This window comes from Mesorhizobium sp. B2-5-11 (assembly GCF_006440835.1).
Lineage (GTDB): Bacteria > Pseudomonadota > Alphaproteobacteria > Rhizobiales > Rhizobiaceae > Mesorhizobium.
Window position 1 is genome coordinate 382,854 of record NZ_VFUK01000002.1, and the last position, 16,333, is coordinate 399,186.

A 16,333-nucleotide genomic window follows, 5' to 3' on the forward strand; every position below is an offset into this window, starting at 1 on the left:
CAGTTCGATTCGAGGAAGGGAGGCTCTTCATGCCGCGTCTTTTCACCGCCCTCGAAATTCCGCGTGACGCCGCCCTTTCGCTGTCCCTGCTCAGGGGCGGCCTGCCCGGGGCCCGCTGGATCGACGTCGAGAACTATCATCTGACGCTGCGCTTCATCGGCGATGTCGAAGGCCATGTCGCCGACGAGATCGCCAACGCGCTCGACCGCGTCCACCGCCCCTCCTTCCCGCTGACGCTGGCGGGCGTCGGCGCTTTCGGCCAGAGGAAACCCCATGCCGTATGGGCCGGGGTCTCTGCCTCGCCGGATCTCTCGGCGCTTCAGGCTGAAATCGAGCGCATCTGCCAGCGGCTCGGCATTCCGGCCGATCCGCGCAAGTTCATGCCGCATGTCACACTGGCCCGCCTGCGCAATTCGAGCCCGCTGGACGTCGCCCAATATCTTTCGGCGCGCGGCAATTTTTCGACATTGCCGTTCCGCATCAGCCGGTTCGTCTTGATGTCGTCGCGCGATTCGGTCGGCGGCGGCCCCTACATCGTCGAGGAAGCCTGGCCGCTGTCGGGCGCCGATACGCGCGCGGCAAGCCGCGTCGCCAGCGCCTCCGACGCTTCGCGGATCATGCGGTAGACCTCGGCGAAGGCTTCCTCGCCGTCGTGATAGGGATCCGGCACGTCTCGCGCCTTTCCCTGCGCAAATTCCAGGAACAGGTGGATGCGGTCGCGCACGCCGGCGGGCGCCAGCGTCTTCAGGTCGGCGACGTTCGACCTGTCCATGCCGAAGATCAGGTCGAAACGCGAGAAATCCTCGGGCGCGATCTTGCGTGCCCGCAGTTCCGATATGTCGATGCCGTGGCGCGACGCGATGGCGATCGAACGCCGATCGGGGGCGGAGCCCGCCTCCCAGTCGCTGGTTGCGGCTGAATCGAGCACTATGTCCCGGCCCAGTCCACGTTCCGTCAGCACGGAACGAAGCACGCCTTCCGCCAGCGGCGAGCGGCAGATGTTGCCCAGGCAGACGAACAGAATGGATTTTATGGGCTTCGTGCTCATCGATCCGGCGCTATGGTGAAAGTCATCTTCGAAATAGCACAGGAACCGGACATGACGAGAGAGAAACTTGGCAAGGAAGCCATCGTCGCGGCGCTGACAGACCTCGAAGGCTGGTCGCTGGCTGCGGATGGCGCTTCCATCAAACGGACGTTCACCTTCAGGAATTTCTCCGAAGCCTTCGCCTTCATGACCCGCGTCGCGCTTGCGGCCGAGAAGATGGACCATCATCCCGACTGGTCGAATGTCTACAAAACCGTCGACGTGACGCTGAACACGCACGATGCCGGCGGAGTCACGGCGCTTGACATCGAGTTGGCGAAGAAAATGGACCGCTTTGCTGGCTAGGGTAATTCATAGGTGCGGCAACCCCGGCTTCGTCAGCCACGGGCGGAGCGGGAGCGAAGCGGACGCGCAGACCCGAGGATCCATGCCGCGACGTTGACCAAGGGGTGCAGTCGAGCAGAATTCAGCACCGCTGCGTCGCTCTTGAGTCGCGGCATGGATTCTAGGGTCTGCGCCGCGTCGCTTCGCTCCTTGCTTCGCCCTAGAATGACGACGGGAGGGGCGTTTGCCGCCGAACTCCAAGGGAGGACGACTGCCAGCGGAGTGTCCGCTAGGCCGGCATCACCTGATCCGCAGGACAGCACGGTAAAGACTGATCCGATTTTCAGGCCAGCGATCTCCCAAGCTCTTGCAGCAAGCGTCGGGTTTCACCACATTTTGCCCCGCGGCCATGCGCAGGCAAGCGCATGAGCCCGCAAGGAGAAATTGATGGCGCAAAAATCCGGTTTTGATTTCTTCGGCTTTGGCGACAGGCTGGGCGGTGAGGGCGAGGTGCGCGAGAAATTCTGGCGCACGGCCAAGAGGGCCGCGCGGCAGATCCCGTTCATGGAAGATGTCGTCGCGGCCTATTACTGCGCCATGGACAAGAACACGCCGCTGCGCGCAAAAGGCATCCTGGTGGCGGCACTCGGTTATTTCGTCCTGCCGGTGGATATGGTCCCCGACTTCATCCTCGGCCTCGGCTTCACCGACGATATCGCCGTGCTCACCGCCGCGATCACCGCCGTCAGCGCCCATATCACGCCGGCGCACCGGCAGGCCGCCAAGGACGCCATATCGGACAAGGGCTGAGCCCTGGAACCGGCCTTCGCGCGCGCTGGACACCAGCGTTCAGAGGGCTTGTGGAAAAGTCAAACTCTTGCCGCTTTCATGCCCTCCAAGTCGCCGAAGGGACATCGCGCCAGCCGCTTGAAAGGCGGCGGCGCGAAGACGGCGGCGGTTTCCTGGGGTGAGCGTCCTTTTCTCAGAGGTAATTCACCGTTTGGTAACCCAGATTAAATCAAAATGAAGCGACGGCAGGACGCCACGCGGCCCGCCTCCGCACCATTTGGAATACGGGAAAAACGATGCGCGGATTGATTGCTACAGTTTCGAGCCTGGTCCTGGTGGCCTTCGCAGCGCCGGCGATGGCGCAGCAGGCGACCAAGATCGGCCAGCACAATGCCTGGGGCACCTACAGCTACCAGGCATCGGGCGGCAAGGTCTGCTATGTCCTCACCGTGCCGACCGACAAGCAGCCGCCGACGCTCGACCATGGCGACATGTTCTTCTTCGTCAGCCAGCGGCCCGGCCAGCAGGTGTCCTACGAGCCGCAATTCATCGCCGGCTACACCTTCCAGGAAAACTCCAAGGCCACCGTCACCATCGACAAGAAGACGTTTTCGATGTTCACGCGCGGCAAGTCGGCCTGGGTCGAGAACGCCGCCGAGGAGCCGGTGCTGATCGCCGCCATGAAATCCGGCACCGACATGAAGGTGCAGGCCAAGTCCGGCCGCGGCAACACCACCTCCTACGTCTTCTCGCTGAAAGGCATCTCGGCGGCGCTGTCGTCGATCGCCAACTGCAAATAGTCGAAATTTCGCTTTGAACAGAGAGGCCGGCCCCCTGGGTCCGGCCTTTGTTCTTCACGCCGGGCCTGGTTCCGGCGCCGCCTCCGCCCTGCGCCGGCGGATGGCTTCCGCGATGAAGACGCGCGACAGCGCGTGATAGAGCGGCTCGCGCGAGATCATGCGCGCCGTGCCGTAGCCCAGCATCGAGGCCAGCATCAGCGCGATGACATTGTCGTGATTGCCGGTCATCTCCAGGATGATGACGAAGGCCGTCATCGGCGCCTGCACGACGCCGGCGAAATAACCGGCCATGCCGAGCAACGCGGCCGCACCCGTGCTGGCGCCGAAGACGAGGCCGAGCGAGCTGCCGATGCCGGCGCCGACCGAAAGCGAAGGCGCAAAGATGCCGCCCGGAATGCCTGAGACCATTGACAGCAGCCCGGCAAGGAACTTCTCGGCGAAGAAGAACCAGGGCAGCGGCGTGCCTTCAACGGCGCCGCGCGCCTGCGCGTAGCCGGTGCCGAAGGTCAGGCCGCCCGAGGCGATGCCGATCGCCGCCACGCCGAGCCCGCAGATGGCGGCGACCAGCAGGACGCGCCGCAAGGGCTGCCCCGTGTTCCAGCGCCGGATCCGGCGCGTCGCCTTCAGCGCCAGGAGCGAGAACAGCGCGCCGAAGCCGCCGCCGATAACGCCGCAGGCAATGACAAGCGGCCACTCGGCGGCAAACGAGATTGTCTCCTTCGAGACGCCGAAATAGGTGTAGTTGCCAAGCAGGCCGAGCGAGGCGATGCCGGCCAGGATCACCGCCGTCAGCACCAGTCCATTGGTCCGCGCTTCGTAGGTGCGGCCCATTTCCTCGATGGCGAAGACGATGCCGGCCAGCGGCGTGTTGAAGGCGGCTGCGATGCCTGCGGCGGAGCCGGCCAGGATCAGGCCGCGCGCCTGCGCCATGCCGCCCCAGCGTGCCGCCTGCAGCATCAACGACGCGCCGACCTGCACGGTCGGTCCCTCACGGCCGATCGAAGCGCCGCAGAACAGGCCGACCAGGGTGAGCGCGATCTTGCCCGCGACCAGCTTCAGCGACAGGATGTGGCCACGGTCGTCGTCGTCGCGCAGATGCCGCGCCGCGATCGCCTGCGGAATGCCGCTGCCTTGCGAGCCCGGGAAGAAGGCTTGCGCCAGCCAGGCACACAGCACGAAGCCGAGCGGCGTGATCGCCAGCGGCAGATAGAAACGCCAGCCGCCGTCATCGCCGGTCATGGCATGGAACAGCGCCTGCGCCTTGTCGGCGAGCACCGCGAACAGCACGCTGATCACGCCGATGCAGATCGCGCCGGCCCAGAACACCAGCCGCGGCTGCCACACCCGGCGAGAGCCCCACATCGCGCGCGAACGCCGCAGCAAGGGGTATTTTCGCACTGTACCGGCCATGTGTGTCCTCTCGACGGAGCCCCAGCCCTAACACAGGCATGGCCTCGATCAAGCGTTCGCATCAAACGTGAAATGGAAGACGGACGTGGAGCAAAAGTCCATGGCTGCGGTTTGGCACCATGAACAAGGAACCATGAGTTATGCCGGTTCGGCGCAATGATCGTCGTCTCCGCATTGATCATGAGACACCCTCAACACCGACAGGTGGATATCTCGACCTGCGTGTGCTGAGTGGTCTGCGGGAACAAGGCTCGGATGGGCTCCCGCCGACCTTCGAGCCGGCGGGAATATCGATCGACGGCAGGCCTCACATGGCCATTTTTTCGCATTCCGCCTGAGCCTTCTTGGTCGACGTGTCGATCATGAAGGCTTTGCCCTTGGAGTCGGTCATCATCATCATGCAATGCTTGATCGGCTTTGCCATCTTCATCATCTCGGCACTCATTTTCGCGTCCGGCGTTATGGTGCCCATATGCCCGTCCGGCATGATTGCCGTGACTTGCCCTGCCTTCATCATGGTCATTGTGCCCATCGCGTCTTCGGCAAATGCCTGCGAGGCTGAAAGGCCGACGAAGCCGGCAATGACGGCGAGCTTGATAGAGTTCATCGTGCGTACTCCCATTTGTCAGGGCATGGTTGCCCCATTCAGGGTTCGAACACGCGGTGAGAACCGTTACTTCAACACGATCAAGTGATCCGTTTTCGGGCGAAAAGCACGGACCGCAGGTCTGACCGGCCGGCGCATCTGTCAATCGGTCGGCACACGGATCGCCTCGCCATCGCATGACTCCGCCGCCAAGCTGTGCTATGGGCCGCGCTTCATATCCGGCCGATGGATGAAATCGGCAGCAAACCGCTTATATCAGTGCAACCATGACCCTTTCATTCGACCTCACCGCCGAAGGCGCCCGCGACGCGTTGCGCGCCCGCGCGATACAGCCGGAAAAGCCGTCGCTGATCGGCCTGACGCGCGCCGAACTGGGCGAGGCGCTCGTCGCGTCCGGCATCGTGCCGGAGCGCCAGGCAAAAATGCGTGCACAGCAGCTCTGGCACTGGATGTATGTGCGCGGCGTCTCCGATTTCGCCGGCATGTTCAACATCTCCAAGGATCTTCGCGCCGAACTCGACAAGCATTTCACCGTGGCGCGGCCCGAGATCGTCGAGGAGCAGGTCTCCGCCGACGGCACGCGCAAATGGCTGTTCCGCTTCCCGCCGCGCGGCGCCGGCCGCCCGGTCGAGATCGAGACTGTCTACATCCCCGAGGAAGGCCGCGGCACGCTCTGCATCTCCTCGCAGGTCGGCTGCACGCTGACCTGCTCCTTCTGCCACACCGGCACGCAGAAGCTGGTGCGCAACCTGACTGCCGAGGAAATCCTCGCCCAGTTGCTCACCGCGCGCGACCGGCTCGGCGATTTCCCCGACCGCGACACGCCCGACGGCGCCATCGTGCCGGCCGAGGGCCGCAAAGTGTCCAACATCGTCATGATGGGTATGGGCGAGCCGCTCTACAATTTCGAGGCGGTCAAGAAGGCGCTGCTGATTGCTTCCGACGGCGACGGCCTTTCGCTGTCGAAGCGCCGCATCACGCTGTCGACCTCAGGCGTGGTGCCGGAGATTTTCCGCACCGGCGAGGAGATCGGCGTCATGCTCGCCATCTCGCTGCACGCCACCAATGACGATCTGCGCGACCTTCTGGTGCCGATCAACAAGAAATATCCGCTCAAGGAGTTGATCGCAGCCTGCCGCGCCTATCCTGGCCTGTCGAACGCCAGGCGCATTACCTTCGAATATGTGATGCTGAAGGACGTCAACGATTCCCTCGACGACGCCAAGGCGCTGGTCAAGCTGCTCAGGGGCATTCCGGCCAAGATCAACCTGATCCCGTTCAACCCCTGGCCCGGCACCAACTACCAGTGCTCGGACTGGGAGACGATCGAGAAATTCGCCGACTACATAAACAGTGCCGGCTACGCCTCGCCGATCCGCACGCCGCGCGGCCGCGACATTCTCGCCGCCTGCGGCCAGCTCAAGTCGGAATCGGAGCGCATGCGCAAAGTCGACCGGCTGGCGCTGGAAGCCATGATGATCGCGGGGCACGGCGAGGCGTGAGGCGTCTCGTCGCCGGGCTCAAGCGCTTCGTCACCATGGCAGTCGGCTATATCGCCGCCGTGCTGACCTCGATCCTCGTGCCTGTGCTGCTGATCGCTCTTCTGGAAGGGCTCGAATATGGCAACTGGTCCATCGTTTTCGCGTTCGACTGGCTGGTTTCCTTCCCGCTCGCGGTAGTGACAGTGGCGGTCTGCGCGCTGTTGATCGTCGGCCCCGCGATCTTCATGGCCGAACGCTTGTCGCTTCGGGGGTGGTTCTACTTCGCGGCCACGGGCGCGATCACGTCCATCGCATTCGGGGTTCTTGTCCCGGGCTCGGCCGGAGGGTTTGTTTTCAACCCGGGCTTTCTCGGCTTCCTGGCCACCGCCGGCATTGCCGCCGGTTCGGTCTACTGGTTTCTGGCCGGGCGCAAGTCCGGCCATCCCTTACGCCGGGATCAGCAATGACCCGTCTCGTCGCCTATATCGTGCGCCTTGCCGTCATCCTGTTCGGCTATGCCGTCGCCGCGCTGGCGGCCAGCGCGTTCCTCAATGTCCTGTTCCTGGCCTCCCTCGGCTACACGCCGGCGCATGCGGAGCCGGCGGCGACCGCCTCGCTCTATTTCTCGATCCCCTTCGTCGCGCTGTTTGCCGCCTATTTCGCCTTCATGCCGGCGGCCCTCGTGATTCTGATCGCCGAGATTCTCGGCCGGCGCGATTGGCTGTTCTATGCGCTGGCCGGTGCGATCGTCGCCGCCATCTTCCTCGGCTTCGCCGACCAGATGGGCGATACGCCATTCGCCATCACCGAGCCGCGCGCCATGGCCGCCGTCATCGGCGGCGGCATGGTCGGGGGCATTTTCTATTGGCTCAGCGCCGGGCGCTGGGCCGGAACCTGGTGGAAAGCCGAACCCTGACCTCGAACCGAGCGCCCGCGTAAGCAGGGAGCTTTGCTGACCTCCGGTTCGGAAGAGATCAGCAGCGAACAGCAAAATCCTACTTCGCCTGGGCAGTCAGGATTTTGAGCGCGAACGCGGAAAACACGCCGGCGAAGAGATAGTCGACCACCCGCGTCACGCGCGGGCTGGCCTTCATCGCCGCCGAGAATTTCTCCGCCGCCAGCACCATCGGGGTCGTCACCGGGGTCGAGAGCACCACGAACATGGCGCCGAGGAAGAACAGCTTTCCCGGCGCGTGCGGATCATGCGCGGAGACGAATTGCGGCAGGAAGGTCATGAAGAACAGGATGATCTTCGGGTTGAGCAGGTTGACGCCCAGCCCCACCATCCAGCTCCGGAACAGCGAGATTTGCGGGCCCGTCTTCTTCTCCGGCGAGAAGGCCGAACCCTTGGTGATCGCCTGCCAGGCCAGGAAGACGAGATAGCCGGCGCCGAAGATCTTCAGCACGAAGAAGGCCATCGGCGAGGCGACGATCAGCGCCGAGACACCGACCACCACCAAGGTGGTGTGGATCAGCGTGCCGCACAGCGCCCCCGCCATCGAGGCGAAGCCGGCGGCGCGGCCCTGGCTCAGTGTGCGCGAGACGAACAGCGTCATGTCCGGTCCGGGCGTGATCGCCAGGATGAACGTGGCGATGGCGAACTGGATCAGCGTTGCGGTGTTGGGAATGAAGGACATGGGCAGTCCGTTGGCTCTAAAGACGCTGCTATAACGAATGGCTACTGCCGTTGCCAGCGGCTGTGCGACGGAAAGAATGATCCAGCTGTCCCGGATGCCTGTTTCTCCGCGCCTTGCCCCGTTCATCCCTTGCAGTGACCGGAAACGGCGTGATACCTCGCCGGCCGAGAACTCTTGTCGCGGAAACAGCAAATGTCGAAAACAAAAGACGTCAAGAAGGTCGTGCTCGCCTATTCCGGCGGCCTCGACACATCCATTATCCTGAAATGGCTGCAGACCGAACTCGGCGCCGAGGTCGTCACCTTCACCGCCGACCTCGGCCAAGGCGGCGAATTGGAGCCGGCGCGCCGCAAGGCCGAGATGATGGGCATCAAGGACATCCGCATCGTCGACGTGCGCGAGGAATTCGTCGCCGACTTCGTCTTCCCGATGTTCCGCGCCAACGCCGTCTACGAAGGGACCTATCTGCTCGGCACCTCGATCGCCCGGCCGCTGATCTCGAAACACCTCGTCGAGATCGCAAAGGAGACCGGCGCCGACGCGATCGCCCACGGCGCCACCGGCAAGGGCAATGACCAGGTGCGCTTCGAGCTTTCGGCCTATGCGCTCAACCCCGACATCAAGGTCATCGCGCCCTGGCGCGACTGGTCGTTCAAGTCGCGCACCGACCTCATCAACTTCGCCGAGCAGCACCAGATTCCGGTGCCGAAGGACAAGAAGGGTGACGCGCCGTTCTCGGTCGACGCCAATCTCCTGCATTCCTCTTCCGAGGGCAAGGTGCTTGAGGACCCGTGGAGCGAGCCGCCGGAATTCGTCCATCAGCGCACCGTCTCGCCCATGGACGCGCCGGACAAGGTCACCGAGATCGAGATCGAGTTCCTGAAGGGCGATCCGGTCGCGCTCGACGGCAAGAAGCTGTCGCCGGCAACCATGCTCGCCGCCCTCAACGATCTCGGCCGCGACAACGGCATCGGCCGGCTCGACCTCGTCGAGAACCGCTTCGTCGGCATGAAGTCGCGCGGCGTCTACGAGACCCCCGGCGGCACCATCCTTATCGCTGCCCACCGAGCCATCGAATCGATCACGCTCGACAGGGGAGCTGCCCACCTCAAGGACGAGTTCATGCCGCGCTACGCCGAACTCATCTACAACGGCTTCTGGTTCGCGCCCGAGCGGCTGATGCTGCAGACGATGATCGACAAGAGCCAGGAGGATGTCGAAGGTACGGTGCGTCTGAAGCTCTACAAGGGCAATGTCATCGTTACCGGCCGCAAGTCGAAGAAGACGCTCTATTCCGACGCGCTGGTGACCTTCGAGGACGACCGCGGCGCCTACGACCAGAAGGACGCCGCCGGCTTCATCCGCCTCAATGCGCTGAGGCTGCGCACGCTCGCCGCACGCAACCGCCGGGACTGACCACTCTGCCAGTCAGCGAACAGGAACCCCGGCAACGCGGCCGGGCTTTCTGCTGAAAAGCAATTCCAGGAAAAGTGTGTACGGTTTTCCCGGGAAAAGCGCGTAGCGCTTTCCCTTGGGAATCGCGCAAAAAACAAAGACATAGAGCGGTTCGCCGTCTCCGTGAAACGGTGAACTGCCCTAACGATTACTCGCCATCGATTGCGGTGGCGATACGGGCGATGGCCTGTTGATAGACACTCGCCGAGTTCCAGCCGGCAATTGCACCCATATTCGCCTGAGCGCTCGCGCCGGCCTGCCAGCCATGCGCCTTGAGGAAGTTGGCCGTGGAAGCCAGCGCGGTGCTCTTATCGCGCAGGTTTCCGCTGCCCACTCCATATTTCAGGACATTTCCGGGCAGGAACTGCGTATGGCCGATCTCGCCATGCATGGCCCCGACCGACGAGGCGGTCAACGTTCCGCGATCGACCAGCTTCAGGGCCGCAATGGCATGCGGCTGAAAATAGTCCGGACGGCGGCAGTCATAGGCAAGCGTCAAAATGGCGGACACCGTGTTCTGGTTGCCCATAGAGGCGCCGAAGCCCGTCTCCATGCCCCAGATGGCAAGCAGCACGCCCGGCGAGACGCCGTAGGTCCTTTCGATCTTGTCGAACAGCGCCGCATTCGATTTCTTCAGCGCCCGGCCCCTGGAAATGATCGCCGCCCCGCCGCGGCGCTTCATGAAGGCTTCCACCGAGCCGCTGAAAGCCTTGTGGATGGCGCGGTCCGCGGAAATGGTCCTGGTCGCGTAGGTCGCGCCGGCCAGGGCGGCCAGCCCCCTCGAACCCACGCCCTCGGCCCTGGCCTCCGCTGCGAAGTCCTGCTTCCAGGCATCGAAGCCGGCTCCGGTCTTGCCACAGCTGGCCGCCGCCTGCGCGCCCGTCGCCAGCGCAAGCATCGCCACCACAGTGGCCGCTGCAAACATCTTACCCTTGGCAAGAAACGCCATGTTGTTCTCTCCTGGTTGCCTGAATCACGTCCCGGCCGGAATTTGCCAGTGAAACGCGCACTTGTCACTGTCGCGCGCGCAAGCTGGCCAATGGAAGGGAATTTGCCTACGATCAAGCAAATATTGTGGCAAGAACCACCCATGGCCTGACGATCCTTGCGCCATGTTGCTCAATGACGTCACAGTGGGGAACGACGTCTGTCGGCCGGCGTTTTTTGCACGATGCGCCTTCCCCCTGTTCCGTGGTCCGAGACCGAGATGAAACTCTTCGACTGTCCTCATTGCGGCCATCGTCTCTATTTCGAGAACGCCCGGTGTCTGAACTGCTCCAGTGCCGTCCTCTACGATCCGCAGCGCGCCCGCTTTGCCCTGTCCGGTGCCGACGGCGGCTCCCCATGCGCCAATGCCGACGAATGCGCCTGCAACTGGATGGCCGAGCCGGGACAGCCCTTCTGCCGCGCCTGCGCCCTCAACCAGCTGATCCCGGACCTCTCCGTCGACGGCAACCGCCGCCGCTGGATACGCGTCGAGGCGGCGAAGAAGCGCGCGGTCTATTCGCTGCTGGCTTTCGGACTGCCGGTGACGCCCAAGCAGAACCCCGCCGACGAGGCCGGCCTTGCCTTCGACTTCCTTGCCGATCCGATCGGCGGCGGCCCGGGCGGCGAGCGTATCCTCACCGGCCACGACAATGGCCTGATCACCCTCAACGTCGCCGAAGCCGACTCCGCCGAGCGCGAAAGGCGGCGCGTTGAAATGGGCGAGAATTATCGCACCTTGCTCGGCCATTTCCGCCACGAGCTCGGCCACTATTACTGGGACCGGCTGATCCGCGACAATCCGCAAAGGCTTGACGCCTTCCGCGCGCTGTTCGGCGACGAGCGCACCGGCTACGAGCAGGCATTGAAGAACCACTACGCCAATGGTGCCCCACCCGACTGGCAGCAACGCCACATCTCGCCCTATGCCACCTCTCATCCCTGGGAGGACTGGGCCGAAAGCTGGGCCCACCACCTGCACATCACCGACACGCTGGAAATGGTCCATGCGTTGAACTTCCCGCTCGGCCGGCTGGAGACGGTGGAAGCCAACGAATTGCCCCAGGGCGACACCGGGGGCATGCTACAACCAGCGCCGTCCGAACCGACACCCGCTCCCGAACCGTTCGAAAAGATCCTGTCGCGCTGGCTGGTGCTGTCGGAAGCCTCCAATTCCATCAATCGCTGCATGGGTCTGCCCGACCTCTACCCCTTCGTCATCTCGGATGTCGCGGCGCGCAAACTGGCCTTCGTTCACGACCTTCTGACCGGCCTGCCGCAAGAAACGGGAACAAATCGTGAGTTGGCTTCAACATTTTAGCTGGAACGCATGCGCCGCTCTCCCGTTTTCGCTGCCGAGGGACCATGAAACGGAGAGAAACCATGAAATCCGTATTGTTTCCCGCGGTCGCCGGAATGCTCACGCTCTTCTCGGGCGCCGCCATGGCCGACACCCCCGTCTCCGCAATCACCGATCTCAATGTCCGCGCTGGCCCGGGCCCGCAATATCCTGTCATCGGCGTGCTCGCCGCCGGCCAGTCGGCGACGCTCAATGGCTGTATCGAAAACAGCAAATGGTGCACCATCGCCGAAGCCGGTGGCCAGGGCTGGGTCTATTCGGACTATGTGACGGCTGATTTCGGCGGCAACCGGGTCGTGTTGACGCGACGTCCGCTCGGCTCCAGCGTCGCCGTCGTGTCGCCGCCCGAGGGCTATTCCACCGACTACACCGGCTCGATCATCGCCGGCGAGCCGGTCGAGGACGCCATCCCGCAGCCTCCCGCCGAAGTCAGGACCTATGTCGACACGCATCGCGTCGACCCTGTCTATCTTGAGGGCGAGGTGGTCACCGGGGCCGTTTTGCCCGAGAGTGTCGAACTGCGCGAGATCCCCGATTACGACTACCGCTACGTCTATGTGAACGGCCAGCCGGCGCTGATCGACCCGCAGACGCGGCGCATCGTCTATGTGGTCCGCTGAGGCGGATAGGACACGGGGTTAATCATCGGAGCATGCCTTTCGCCTGCCGGCAGGCAGGCGAGGGCGGCGCGAATGCGCCGAAGGCTGGCGGGGCGTATCGAATAGGAATGATTGCGCAGAACCGCCCGATCCCATAGATCATGCGACGCGAAGCACCAGCTTGCGAGAGAGCGTGATATCGGACCCTGCCGCCTTCGAGCACTATCGAAACACAGCCAACGAAAAGACGACCCTGCCGCGCCTGCTTCTCGGGACCGGGATCGTCGTCCTGTTCTGGGCCGCGTCGACGGGGGTCGTGCTGCTGGGCGGCACCTATGCCTTTTTCGCCTGGCGGACAGCGCAAGGCGCGGCTGCGCCCGCCGGCGGCATGCAGGGTTTCCTTGCGTCGCCAATCGGCATTCTCACCGCGCTCGCGTCTTTCGCCGGCATCTGGATCGGCTTGTGGATCGCCATGCGCTGGGTGCATGGCGAGAAGCTGTCGGCGCTCCTCGGCAACAGCCGTCGCATTTCGCGCTCGGGTTTCATCAAGGGACTGGTCGCGGTGTTGGTCACGTCGCTCGTGTCCGAGGTCCTGCTCTACCTGATGCAGCCCGAGATCGCGCGCGGCTCGATCGCCCTGTCGTCCTGGCTGCTGTTCCTGATCCCGATCCTGGCGCTCACTTTTCTGCAGACGTCATCGGAAGAGGTGCTGTTCCGAGGTTACCTGCTGCGCGGTCTTGCCTACCGGTTCAGGAGCCCGTTCGTCTGGGCGCTGCTGCCGGGCCTGCTGTTCACCTCGCTGCACTGGAGCGCGAACGCCTCGGCCGCCATCAACGCCTGCGTGCTGGTCTCGATCGCCGCTTTTGCACTGCTTCTGACGCTCGTCGTCTATGCCACCGGCAATCTCGGCGCGGCCCTCGGCGCCCATCTCGGCAACAATCTGACCGGCTTCCTGCTGATCTCGCATCAGGAGAGCTACAATTCCTTCGCCTTGTTTACCGCCAGACCACTCGAAGGGCCGGGCTGGGCGACCTCGGACGCGGTCCTCATCGCCATGATTGGCATCGCCTGCAGCCTGCTGACGGCCCTGCTGCTTTTGCATCCGCGCTCGCCGCTGAGCGTCTCGGCCGAACCTGCAGACGCAACGAAGGCGACTTGATTGCTGCGCGGGGAGACCGGCGGAACGGTCCTTGTCTTGACTCCGCGGCCGTTTTCCTGTCTACAGCCCCGAATTCCGCGACGAGTATCCCTCCGAGCAAGCCGACCAGGACGCCGAAGCCTCTTTGAGGCCAAGTGCTGTAAACAGATCCTGGAGGCCAACACCCGGCAGCGCTGTGCGCCCCCGGGTGCTTTTTGGTTTTGGCTTTTGCTTGCCACGAGACTTGGACACTTGGCGCGAACGCATTACCTCTCGGGCACCATCCGGTTGCCAGGGAAAAGGAAACAGAATGTTTGAATCACTTCAGGAGCGCCTTGGCTCCATCCTGAACGGCCTGACCGGCCGCGGCGCGCTGTCGGAGGCGGATGTCTCGGCGGCGCTCCGCGAGGTGCGCCGTGCGCTGCTCGAGGCCGACGTGGCGCTGGAAGTGGTGCGCTCCTTCACCGACAAGGTGCGCGAGAAGGCGGTCGGCGCGGCGGTGCTGAAGTCGATCAAGCCCGGCCAGATGGTCGTCAAGATCGTGCATGACGAGCTGGTCGACATGCTCGGCGCCGAAGGCGTCGCCGTCGACCTCAACGCACCGGCGCCTGTCGTCGTCATGATGGTCGGCCTGCAGGGTTCCGGCAAGACGACGACCTCGGCCAAGATCGCCAAGCGGCTCACCGAGCGTCAGAACAAGAAGGTCCTGATGGCCTCGCTCGACACGCGGCGCCCCGCCGCGCAGGAGCAGTTGCGCCAGCTCGGCGAGCAGGTCAAGGTGGCGACGCTGCCTGTCGTCGCCGGCCAGAACCCGGTCGATATCGCCAAGCGCGCCGTGCAGGCGGCCAGGCTCGGCGGTCACGATGTGGTCATCCTCGACACTGCCGGCCGCACCCATATCGACGAGCCGCTGATGGTCGAGATGGCCGACATCAAGAAGGTGTCGGGCCCGCACGAGATCCTGCTGGTCGCCGACTCCTTGACCGGCCAGGACGCCGTCAACCTCGCCAAGAGCTTCGACGAGCGCGTCGGCATCACCGGGCTGGTACTGACCCGCATGGACGGCGACGGCCGTGGCGGCGCCGCGCTCTCGATGCGCGCCGTCACCGGCAAGCCGATCAAGCTGATCGGCACCGGCGAGAAGATGGACGGGCTGGAGGAATTTCATCCCAAGCGCATCGCCGACCGCATTCTCGGCATGGGCGACATCGTTTCGCTTGTCGAAAAAGCCGCCGAGAACATCGACGCCGAGCAGGCGGCGGCGATGGCCAAAAAGATGCAGTCGGGCAAGTTCGACCTGAACGACCTCGCCCAGCAGCTTCAGCAGATGTCGAAAATGGGCGGCATGGGCGGCATCATGGGCATGATGCCCGGCATGGGCAAGATGAAGGACCAGATGGCCGCCGCCGGTCTCGACGACAAGATGTTCGGCCGCCAGCTCGCCATCATCTCTTCGATGACCAAGGCCGAGCGCGCCAACCCCGACATTCTCAAGCACTCGCGCAAGAAGCGCATCGCCGCCGGCTCCGGCACCGACGCGGCCGAGATCAACAAGCTCTTGAAGATGCATCGCGGCATGGCCGACATGATGAAGGCGATGGGCGGCAAGGGCAAAGGCGGCGGCCTGATGCGCGGCATGATGGGCGGGCTCGCCTCCAAGATGGGCCTCGGCGGCATGATGCCCGGTGGCATGGGCGGCATGCCTGACCTCTCCAAGATGGATCCCAAGCAGCTCGAAGCCTTGCAGAAGCAGGCGCAGGCCGCCGGCATGAAGGGCCTGCCCAGCGGCCTTCCCGGCGGCGGTGGCCTGCCCGGCTTGCCCGGCGGCATGAAGCTTCCCGGACTTCCCGGTCTCGGCGGCGGTGGTCTGCCTGGCCTCGGCAAGAAGAAGTGAGGACGCGATGAACGAGGAAAAGGACATGGCGGACGCCCGCACCATCCTGGCCGGCTACCGTGCTTCGATCGACAACATTGATGCCGCCCTCATCCACATGCTGGCCGAGCGCTTCCGCTGCACCAAGGCGGTCGGCCTGCTCAAGGCCGAGCATGGCTTGCCGCCGGCTGACCCGGCGCGCGAACAGCAGCAGATCGCCCGTCTTCGCCAGCTGGCGGACGATGCGCATCTCGACCCGGATTTCGCGGAGAAATTCCTCAATTTCGTCGTCCGCGAAGTGATCCGCCACCACGAACAGATCGCCGCTGCCAACGGCGTGACGAAAACCGGCTGAAGACAAGGATTTAGCCGCAACCCTACCAACGAAATCAGAGCTTTTAGGAGATAAGAAATGGCACTGAAGATCAGACTGGCCCGCGCTGGCTCGAAGAAGCGTCCCTACTACCACGTCGTCGTCGCCGACGCGCGCTCGCCGCGCGACGGCCGTTTCATCGAGTCGCTCGGCTCGTGGAACCCGCTGCTGCCGAAGGACGGCGAGCGCGTCAAGGTTGACGCAGAGCGCGTCAAGCACTGGCTGTCGCACGGCGCCCAGCCGACCGACCGCGTGCTGCGCTTCCTCGATGAGGCCGGCCTCGCCAAGCGCGACGCCCGTTCCAATCCGAAGAAGGCCGAGCCCGGCAAGAAGGCGCAGGAGCGCGCCGCGCTTCTGAAGAAGGCGCAGGACGACGCCGCTGCCGCCGTCGCGGCGGCTGCGGCCGCGCCGGCCGACGCGGAGCCCGCCACGGCCGAGTAATCGATCACCGATCG

General features: G+C 64.2%; 19 protein-coding genes. 14 read left to right on the forward strand and 5 right to left on the reverse strand.

Going from position 1 to position 16,333, the window contains the following annotated elements; all coding sequences use genetic code 11:
- Positions 1 to 29 precede the first annotated feature (29 nt).
- Positions 30 to 626: an RNA 2',3'-cyclic phosphodiesterase gene (gene thpR, locus FJ490_RS09055; RefSeq protein ID WP_140559221.1), complete on the forward strand. Its 597-nt coding sequence runs from the start codon at positions 30 to 32 to the stop codon at positions 624 to 626.
- Here the strand turns inward: thpR and FJ490_RS09060 are convergent.
- The gene (locus tag FJ490_RS09060) at positions 530 to 1,048 is read right to left on the reverse strand and encodes a low molecular weight protein-tyrosine-phosphatase (RefSeq protein WP_140492208.1); all 519 of its coding nucleotides are present in this window, start codon (positions 1,046 to 1,048) and stop codon (positions 530 to 532) included. The genes thpR and FJ490_RS09060 overlap by 97 nt on opposite strands.
- Before the next feature lie 51 nt (positions 1,049 to 1,099).
- Here FJ490_RS09060 and FJ490_RS09065 point away from each other — a divergent pair, with 51 nt between their 5' ends.
- From FJ490_RS09065 to FJ490_RS09075, 3 genes are all read left to right on the forward strand, one after another.
- Positions 1,100 to 1,393, forward strand: coding sequence for a 4a-hydroxytetrahydrobiopterin dehydratase (locus tag FJ490_RS09065; RefSeq protein WP_140554789.1), 294 nt, complete (start codon positions 1,100 to 1,102; stop codon positions 1,391 to 1,393).
- 426 nt (positions 1,394 to 1,819) lie between these two features.
- Positions 1,820 to 2,182, forward strand: coding sequence for a YkvA family protein (locus tag FJ490_RS09070; RefSeq protein WP_140554788.1), 363 nt, complete (start codon positions 1,820 to 1,822; stop codon positions 2,180 to 2,182).
- Between the two features lie 275 nt (positions 2,183 to 2,457).
- Entirely contained in the window at positions 2,458 to 2,961 is a 504-nt protein-coding gene (locus FJ490_RS09075; protein WP_140492199.1) for an invasion associated locus B family protein, read from the forward strand.
- Positions 2,962 to 3,015: 54 nt separating this feature from the next.
- Here FJ490_RS09075 and FJ490_RS09080 read toward each other — a convergent pair whose 3' ends face one another.
- Positions 3,016 to 4,371 carry a chloride channel protein gene (locus tag FJ490_RS09080; protein ID WP_140728692.1) on the reverse strand — a complete coding sequence of 452 codons (1,356 nt, stop codon included), beginning with the start codon at positions 4,369 to 4,371 and terminating at the stop codon, positions 3,016 to 3,018.
- Between the two features lie 307 nt (positions 4,372 to 4,678).
- Positions 4,679 to 4,978, reverse strand: a complete 300-nt coding sequence (locus tag FJ490_RS09085; protein WP_140563905.1) for a hypothetical protein — start codon at positions 4,976 to 4,978, stop codon at positions 4,679 to 4,681.
- Positions 4,979 to 5,244: 266 nt separating this feature from the next.
- Between FJ490_RS09085 and rlmN the strand changes: the two genes are divergently transcribed.
- The 3 genes from rlmN to FJ490_RS09100 are packed head-to-tail and all read left to right on the forward strand — an operon-like array spanning position 5,245 to position 7,375.
- Positions 5,245 to 6,480 carry a 23S rRNA (adenine(2503)-C(2))-methyltransferase RlmN gene (gene rlmN / locus FJ490_RS09090; protein WP_140728693.1) on the forward strand — a complete coding sequence of 412 codons (1,236 nt, stop codon included), beginning with the start codon at positions 5,245 to 5,247 and terminating at the stop codon, positions 6,478 to 6,480.
- 35 nt (positions 6,481 to 6,515) lie between these two features.
- Positions 6,516 to 6,926, forward strand: coding sequence for a hypothetical protein (locus tag FJ490_RS09095; RefSeq protein WP_140728694.1), 411 nt, complete (start codon positions 6,516 to 6,518; stop codon positions 6,924 to 6,926).
- On the forward strand, positions 6,923 to 7,375 hold the full coding sequence (locus FJ490_RS09100) for a hypothetical protein (RefSeq protein ID WP_140728695.1): 453 nt from the start codon (positions 6,923 to 6,925) through the stop codon (positions 7,373 to 7,375). The genes FJ490_RS09095 and FJ490_RS09100 overlap by 4 nt, the downstream gene beginning before the upstream one ends.
- 79 nt (positions 7,376 to 7,454) lie before the next feature.
- Here FJ490_RS09100 and FJ490_RS09105 read toward each other — a convergent pair whose 3' ends face one another.
- The gene (locus FJ490_RS09105) at positions 7,455 to 8,096 is read right to left on the reverse strand and encodes a LysE family translocator (protein ID WP_140728696.1); all 642 of its coding nucleotides are present in this window, start codon (positions 8,094 to 8,096) and stop codon (positions 7,455 to 7,457) included.
- Positions 8,097 to 8,288: 192 nt separating this feature from the next.
- Here FJ490_RS09105 and FJ490_RS09110 point away from each other — a divergent pair, with 192 nt between their 5' ends.
- Complete coding sequence (locus FJ490_RS09110) at positions 8,289 to 9,512, forward strand: argininosuccinate synthase (RefSeq protein WP_140492178.1); 1,224 nt, start codon at positions 8,289 to 8,291, stop codon at positions 9,510 to 9,512.
- Positions 9,513 to 9,699: 187 nt separating this feature from the next.
- Here the strand turns inward: FJ490_RS09110 and FJ490_RS09115 are convergent, their stop codons facing one another.
- Positions 9,700 to 10,500: a lytic transglycosylase domain-containing protein gene (locus FJ490_RS09115; protein ID WP_140492175.1), complete on the reverse strand. Its 801-nt coding sequence runs from the start codon at positions 10,498 to 10,500 to the stop codon at positions 9,700 to 9,702.
- A 258-nt stretch (positions 10,501 to 10,758) separates the two neighbouring features.
- Between FJ490_RS09115 and FJ490_RS09120 the strand changes: the two genes are divergently transcribed.
- The 6 genes from FJ490_RS09120 to rpsP all read left to right on the forward strand — a co-directional run bounded on the left by FJ490_RS09120 (position 10,759) and on the right by rpsP (position 16,319).
- Complete coding sequence (locus tag FJ490_RS09120; RefSeq protein ID WP_140628278.1) at positions 10,759 to 11,856, forward strand: putative zinc-binding metallopeptidase; 1,098 nt, start codon at positions 10,759 to 10,761, stop codon at positions 11,854 to 11,856.
- A gap of 62 nt (positions 11,857 to 11,918) precedes the next feature.
- Positions 11,919 to 12,515 (forward strand): DUF1236 domain-containing protein, encoded by a 597-nt coding sequence (locus FJ490_RS09125; protein ID WP_140559212.1) that lies wholly within the window; start codon positions 11,919 to 11,921, stop codon positions 12,513 to 12,515.
- 172 nt (positions 12,516 to 12,687) lie between these two features.
- Positions 12,688 to 13,653: a type II CAAX endopeptidase family protein gene (locus FJ490_RS09130; protein WP_140628279.1), complete on the forward strand. Its 966-nt coding sequence runs from the start codon at positions 12,688 to 12,690 to the stop codon at positions 13,651 to 13,653.
- 289 nt (positions 13,654 to 13,942) lie between these two features.
- The gene (gene ffh / locus FJ490_RS09135; RefSeq protein WP_140492163.1) at positions 13,943 to 15,526 is read left to right on the forward strand and encodes a signal recognition particle protein; all 1,584 of its coding nucleotides are present in this window, start codon (positions 13,943 to 13,945) and stop codon (positions 15,524 to 15,526) included.
- Between the two features lie 7 nt (positions 15,527 to 15,533).
- Positions 15,534 to 15,860 carry a chorismate mutase gene (locus FJ490_RS09140; RefSeq protein WP_140492160.1) on the forward strand — a complete coding sequence of 109 codons (327 nt, stop codon included), beginning with the start codon at positions 15,534 to 15,536 and terminating at the stop codon, positions 15,858 to 15,860.
- Positions 15,861 to 15,917: 57 nt separating this feature from the next.
- The gene (gene rpsP, locus FJ490_RS09145) at positions 15,918 to 16,319 is read left to right on the forward strand and encodes a 30S ribosomal protein S16 (RefSeq protein ID WP_140628282.1); all 402 of its coding nucleotides are present in this window, start codon (positions 15,918 to 15,920) and stop codon (positions 16,317 to 16,319) included.
- Positions 16,320 to 16,333 lie beyond the last annotated feature (14 nt).

Bases quoted from the DNA above. Each gene is read 5' to 3' on its own strand.
- thpR (WP_140559221.1), top strand. From the start codon at position 30: ATGCCGCGTCTTTTCACCGCCCTCGAAATTCCGCGTGACGCCGCCCTT.
- FJ490_RS09060 (WP_140492208.1), bottom strand. From the start codon at position 1,048: ATGAGCACGAAGCCCATAAAATCCATTCTGTTCGTCTGCCTGGGCAAC.
- FJ490_RS09065 (WP_140554789.1), top strand. From the start codon at position 1,100: ATGACGAGAGAGAAACTTGGCAAGGAAGCCATCGTCGCGGCGCTGACA.
- FJ490_RS09070 (WP_140554788.1), top strand. From the start codon at position 1,820: ATGGCGCAAAAATCCGGTTTTGATTTCTTCGGCTTTGGCGACAGGCTG.
- FJ490_RS09075 (WP_140492199.1), top strand. From the start codon at position 2,458: ATGCGCGGATTGATTGCTACAGTTTCGAGCCTGGTCCTGGTGGCCTTC.
- FJ490_RS09080 (WP_140728692.1), bottom strand. From the start codon at position 4,371: ATGGCCGGTACAGTGCGAAAATACCCCTTGCTGCGGCGTTCGCGCGCG.
- FJ490_RS09085 (WP_140563905.1), bottom strand. From the start codon at position 4,978: ATGAACTCTATCAAGCTCGCCGTCATTGCCGGCTTCGTCGGCCTTTCA.
- rlmN (WP_140728693.1), top strand. From the start codon at position 5,245: ATGACCCTTTCATTCGACCTCACCGCCGAAGGCGCCCGCGACGCGTTG.
- FJ490_RS09095 (WP_140728694.1), top strand. From the start codon at position 6,516: ATGGCAGTCGGCTATATCGCCGCCGTGCTGACCTCGATCCTCGTGCCT.
- FJ490_RS09100 (WP_140728695.1), top strand. From the start codon at position 6,923: ATGACCCGTCTCGTCGCCTATATCGTGCGCCTTGCCGTCATCCTGTTC.
- FJ490_RS09105 (WP_140728696.1), bottom strand. From the start codon at position 8,096: ATGTCCTTCATTCCCAACACCGCAACGCTGATCCAGTTCGCCATCGCC.
- FJ490_RS09110 (WP_140492178.1), top strand. From the start codon at position 8,289: ATGTCGAAAACAAAAGACGTCAAGAAGGTCGTGCTCGCCTATTCCGGC.
- FJ490_RS09115 (WP_140492175.1), bottom strand. From the start codon at position 10,500: ATGGCGTTTCTTGCCAAGGGTAAGATGTTTGCAGCGGCCACTGTGGTG.
- FJ490_RS09120 (WP_140628278.1), top strand. From the start codon at position 10,759: ATGAAACTCTTCGACTGTCCTCATTGCGGCCATCGTCTCTATTTCGAG.
- FJ490_RS09125 (WP_140559212.1), top strand. From the start codon at position 11,919: ATGAAATCCGTATTGTTTCCCGCGGTCGCCGGAATGCTCACGCTCTTC.
- ffh (WP_140492163.1), top strand. From the start codon at position 13,943: ATGTTTGAATCACTTCAGGAGCGCCTTGGCTCCATCCTGAACGGCCTG.
- FJ490_RS09140 (WP_140492160.1), top strand. From the start codon at position 15,534: ATGAACGAGGAAAAGGACATGGCGGACGCCCGCACCATCCTGGCCGGC.
- rpsP (WP_140628282.1), top strand. From the start codon at position 15,918: ATGGCACTGAAGATCAGACTGGCCCGCGCTGGCTCGAAGAAGCGTCCC.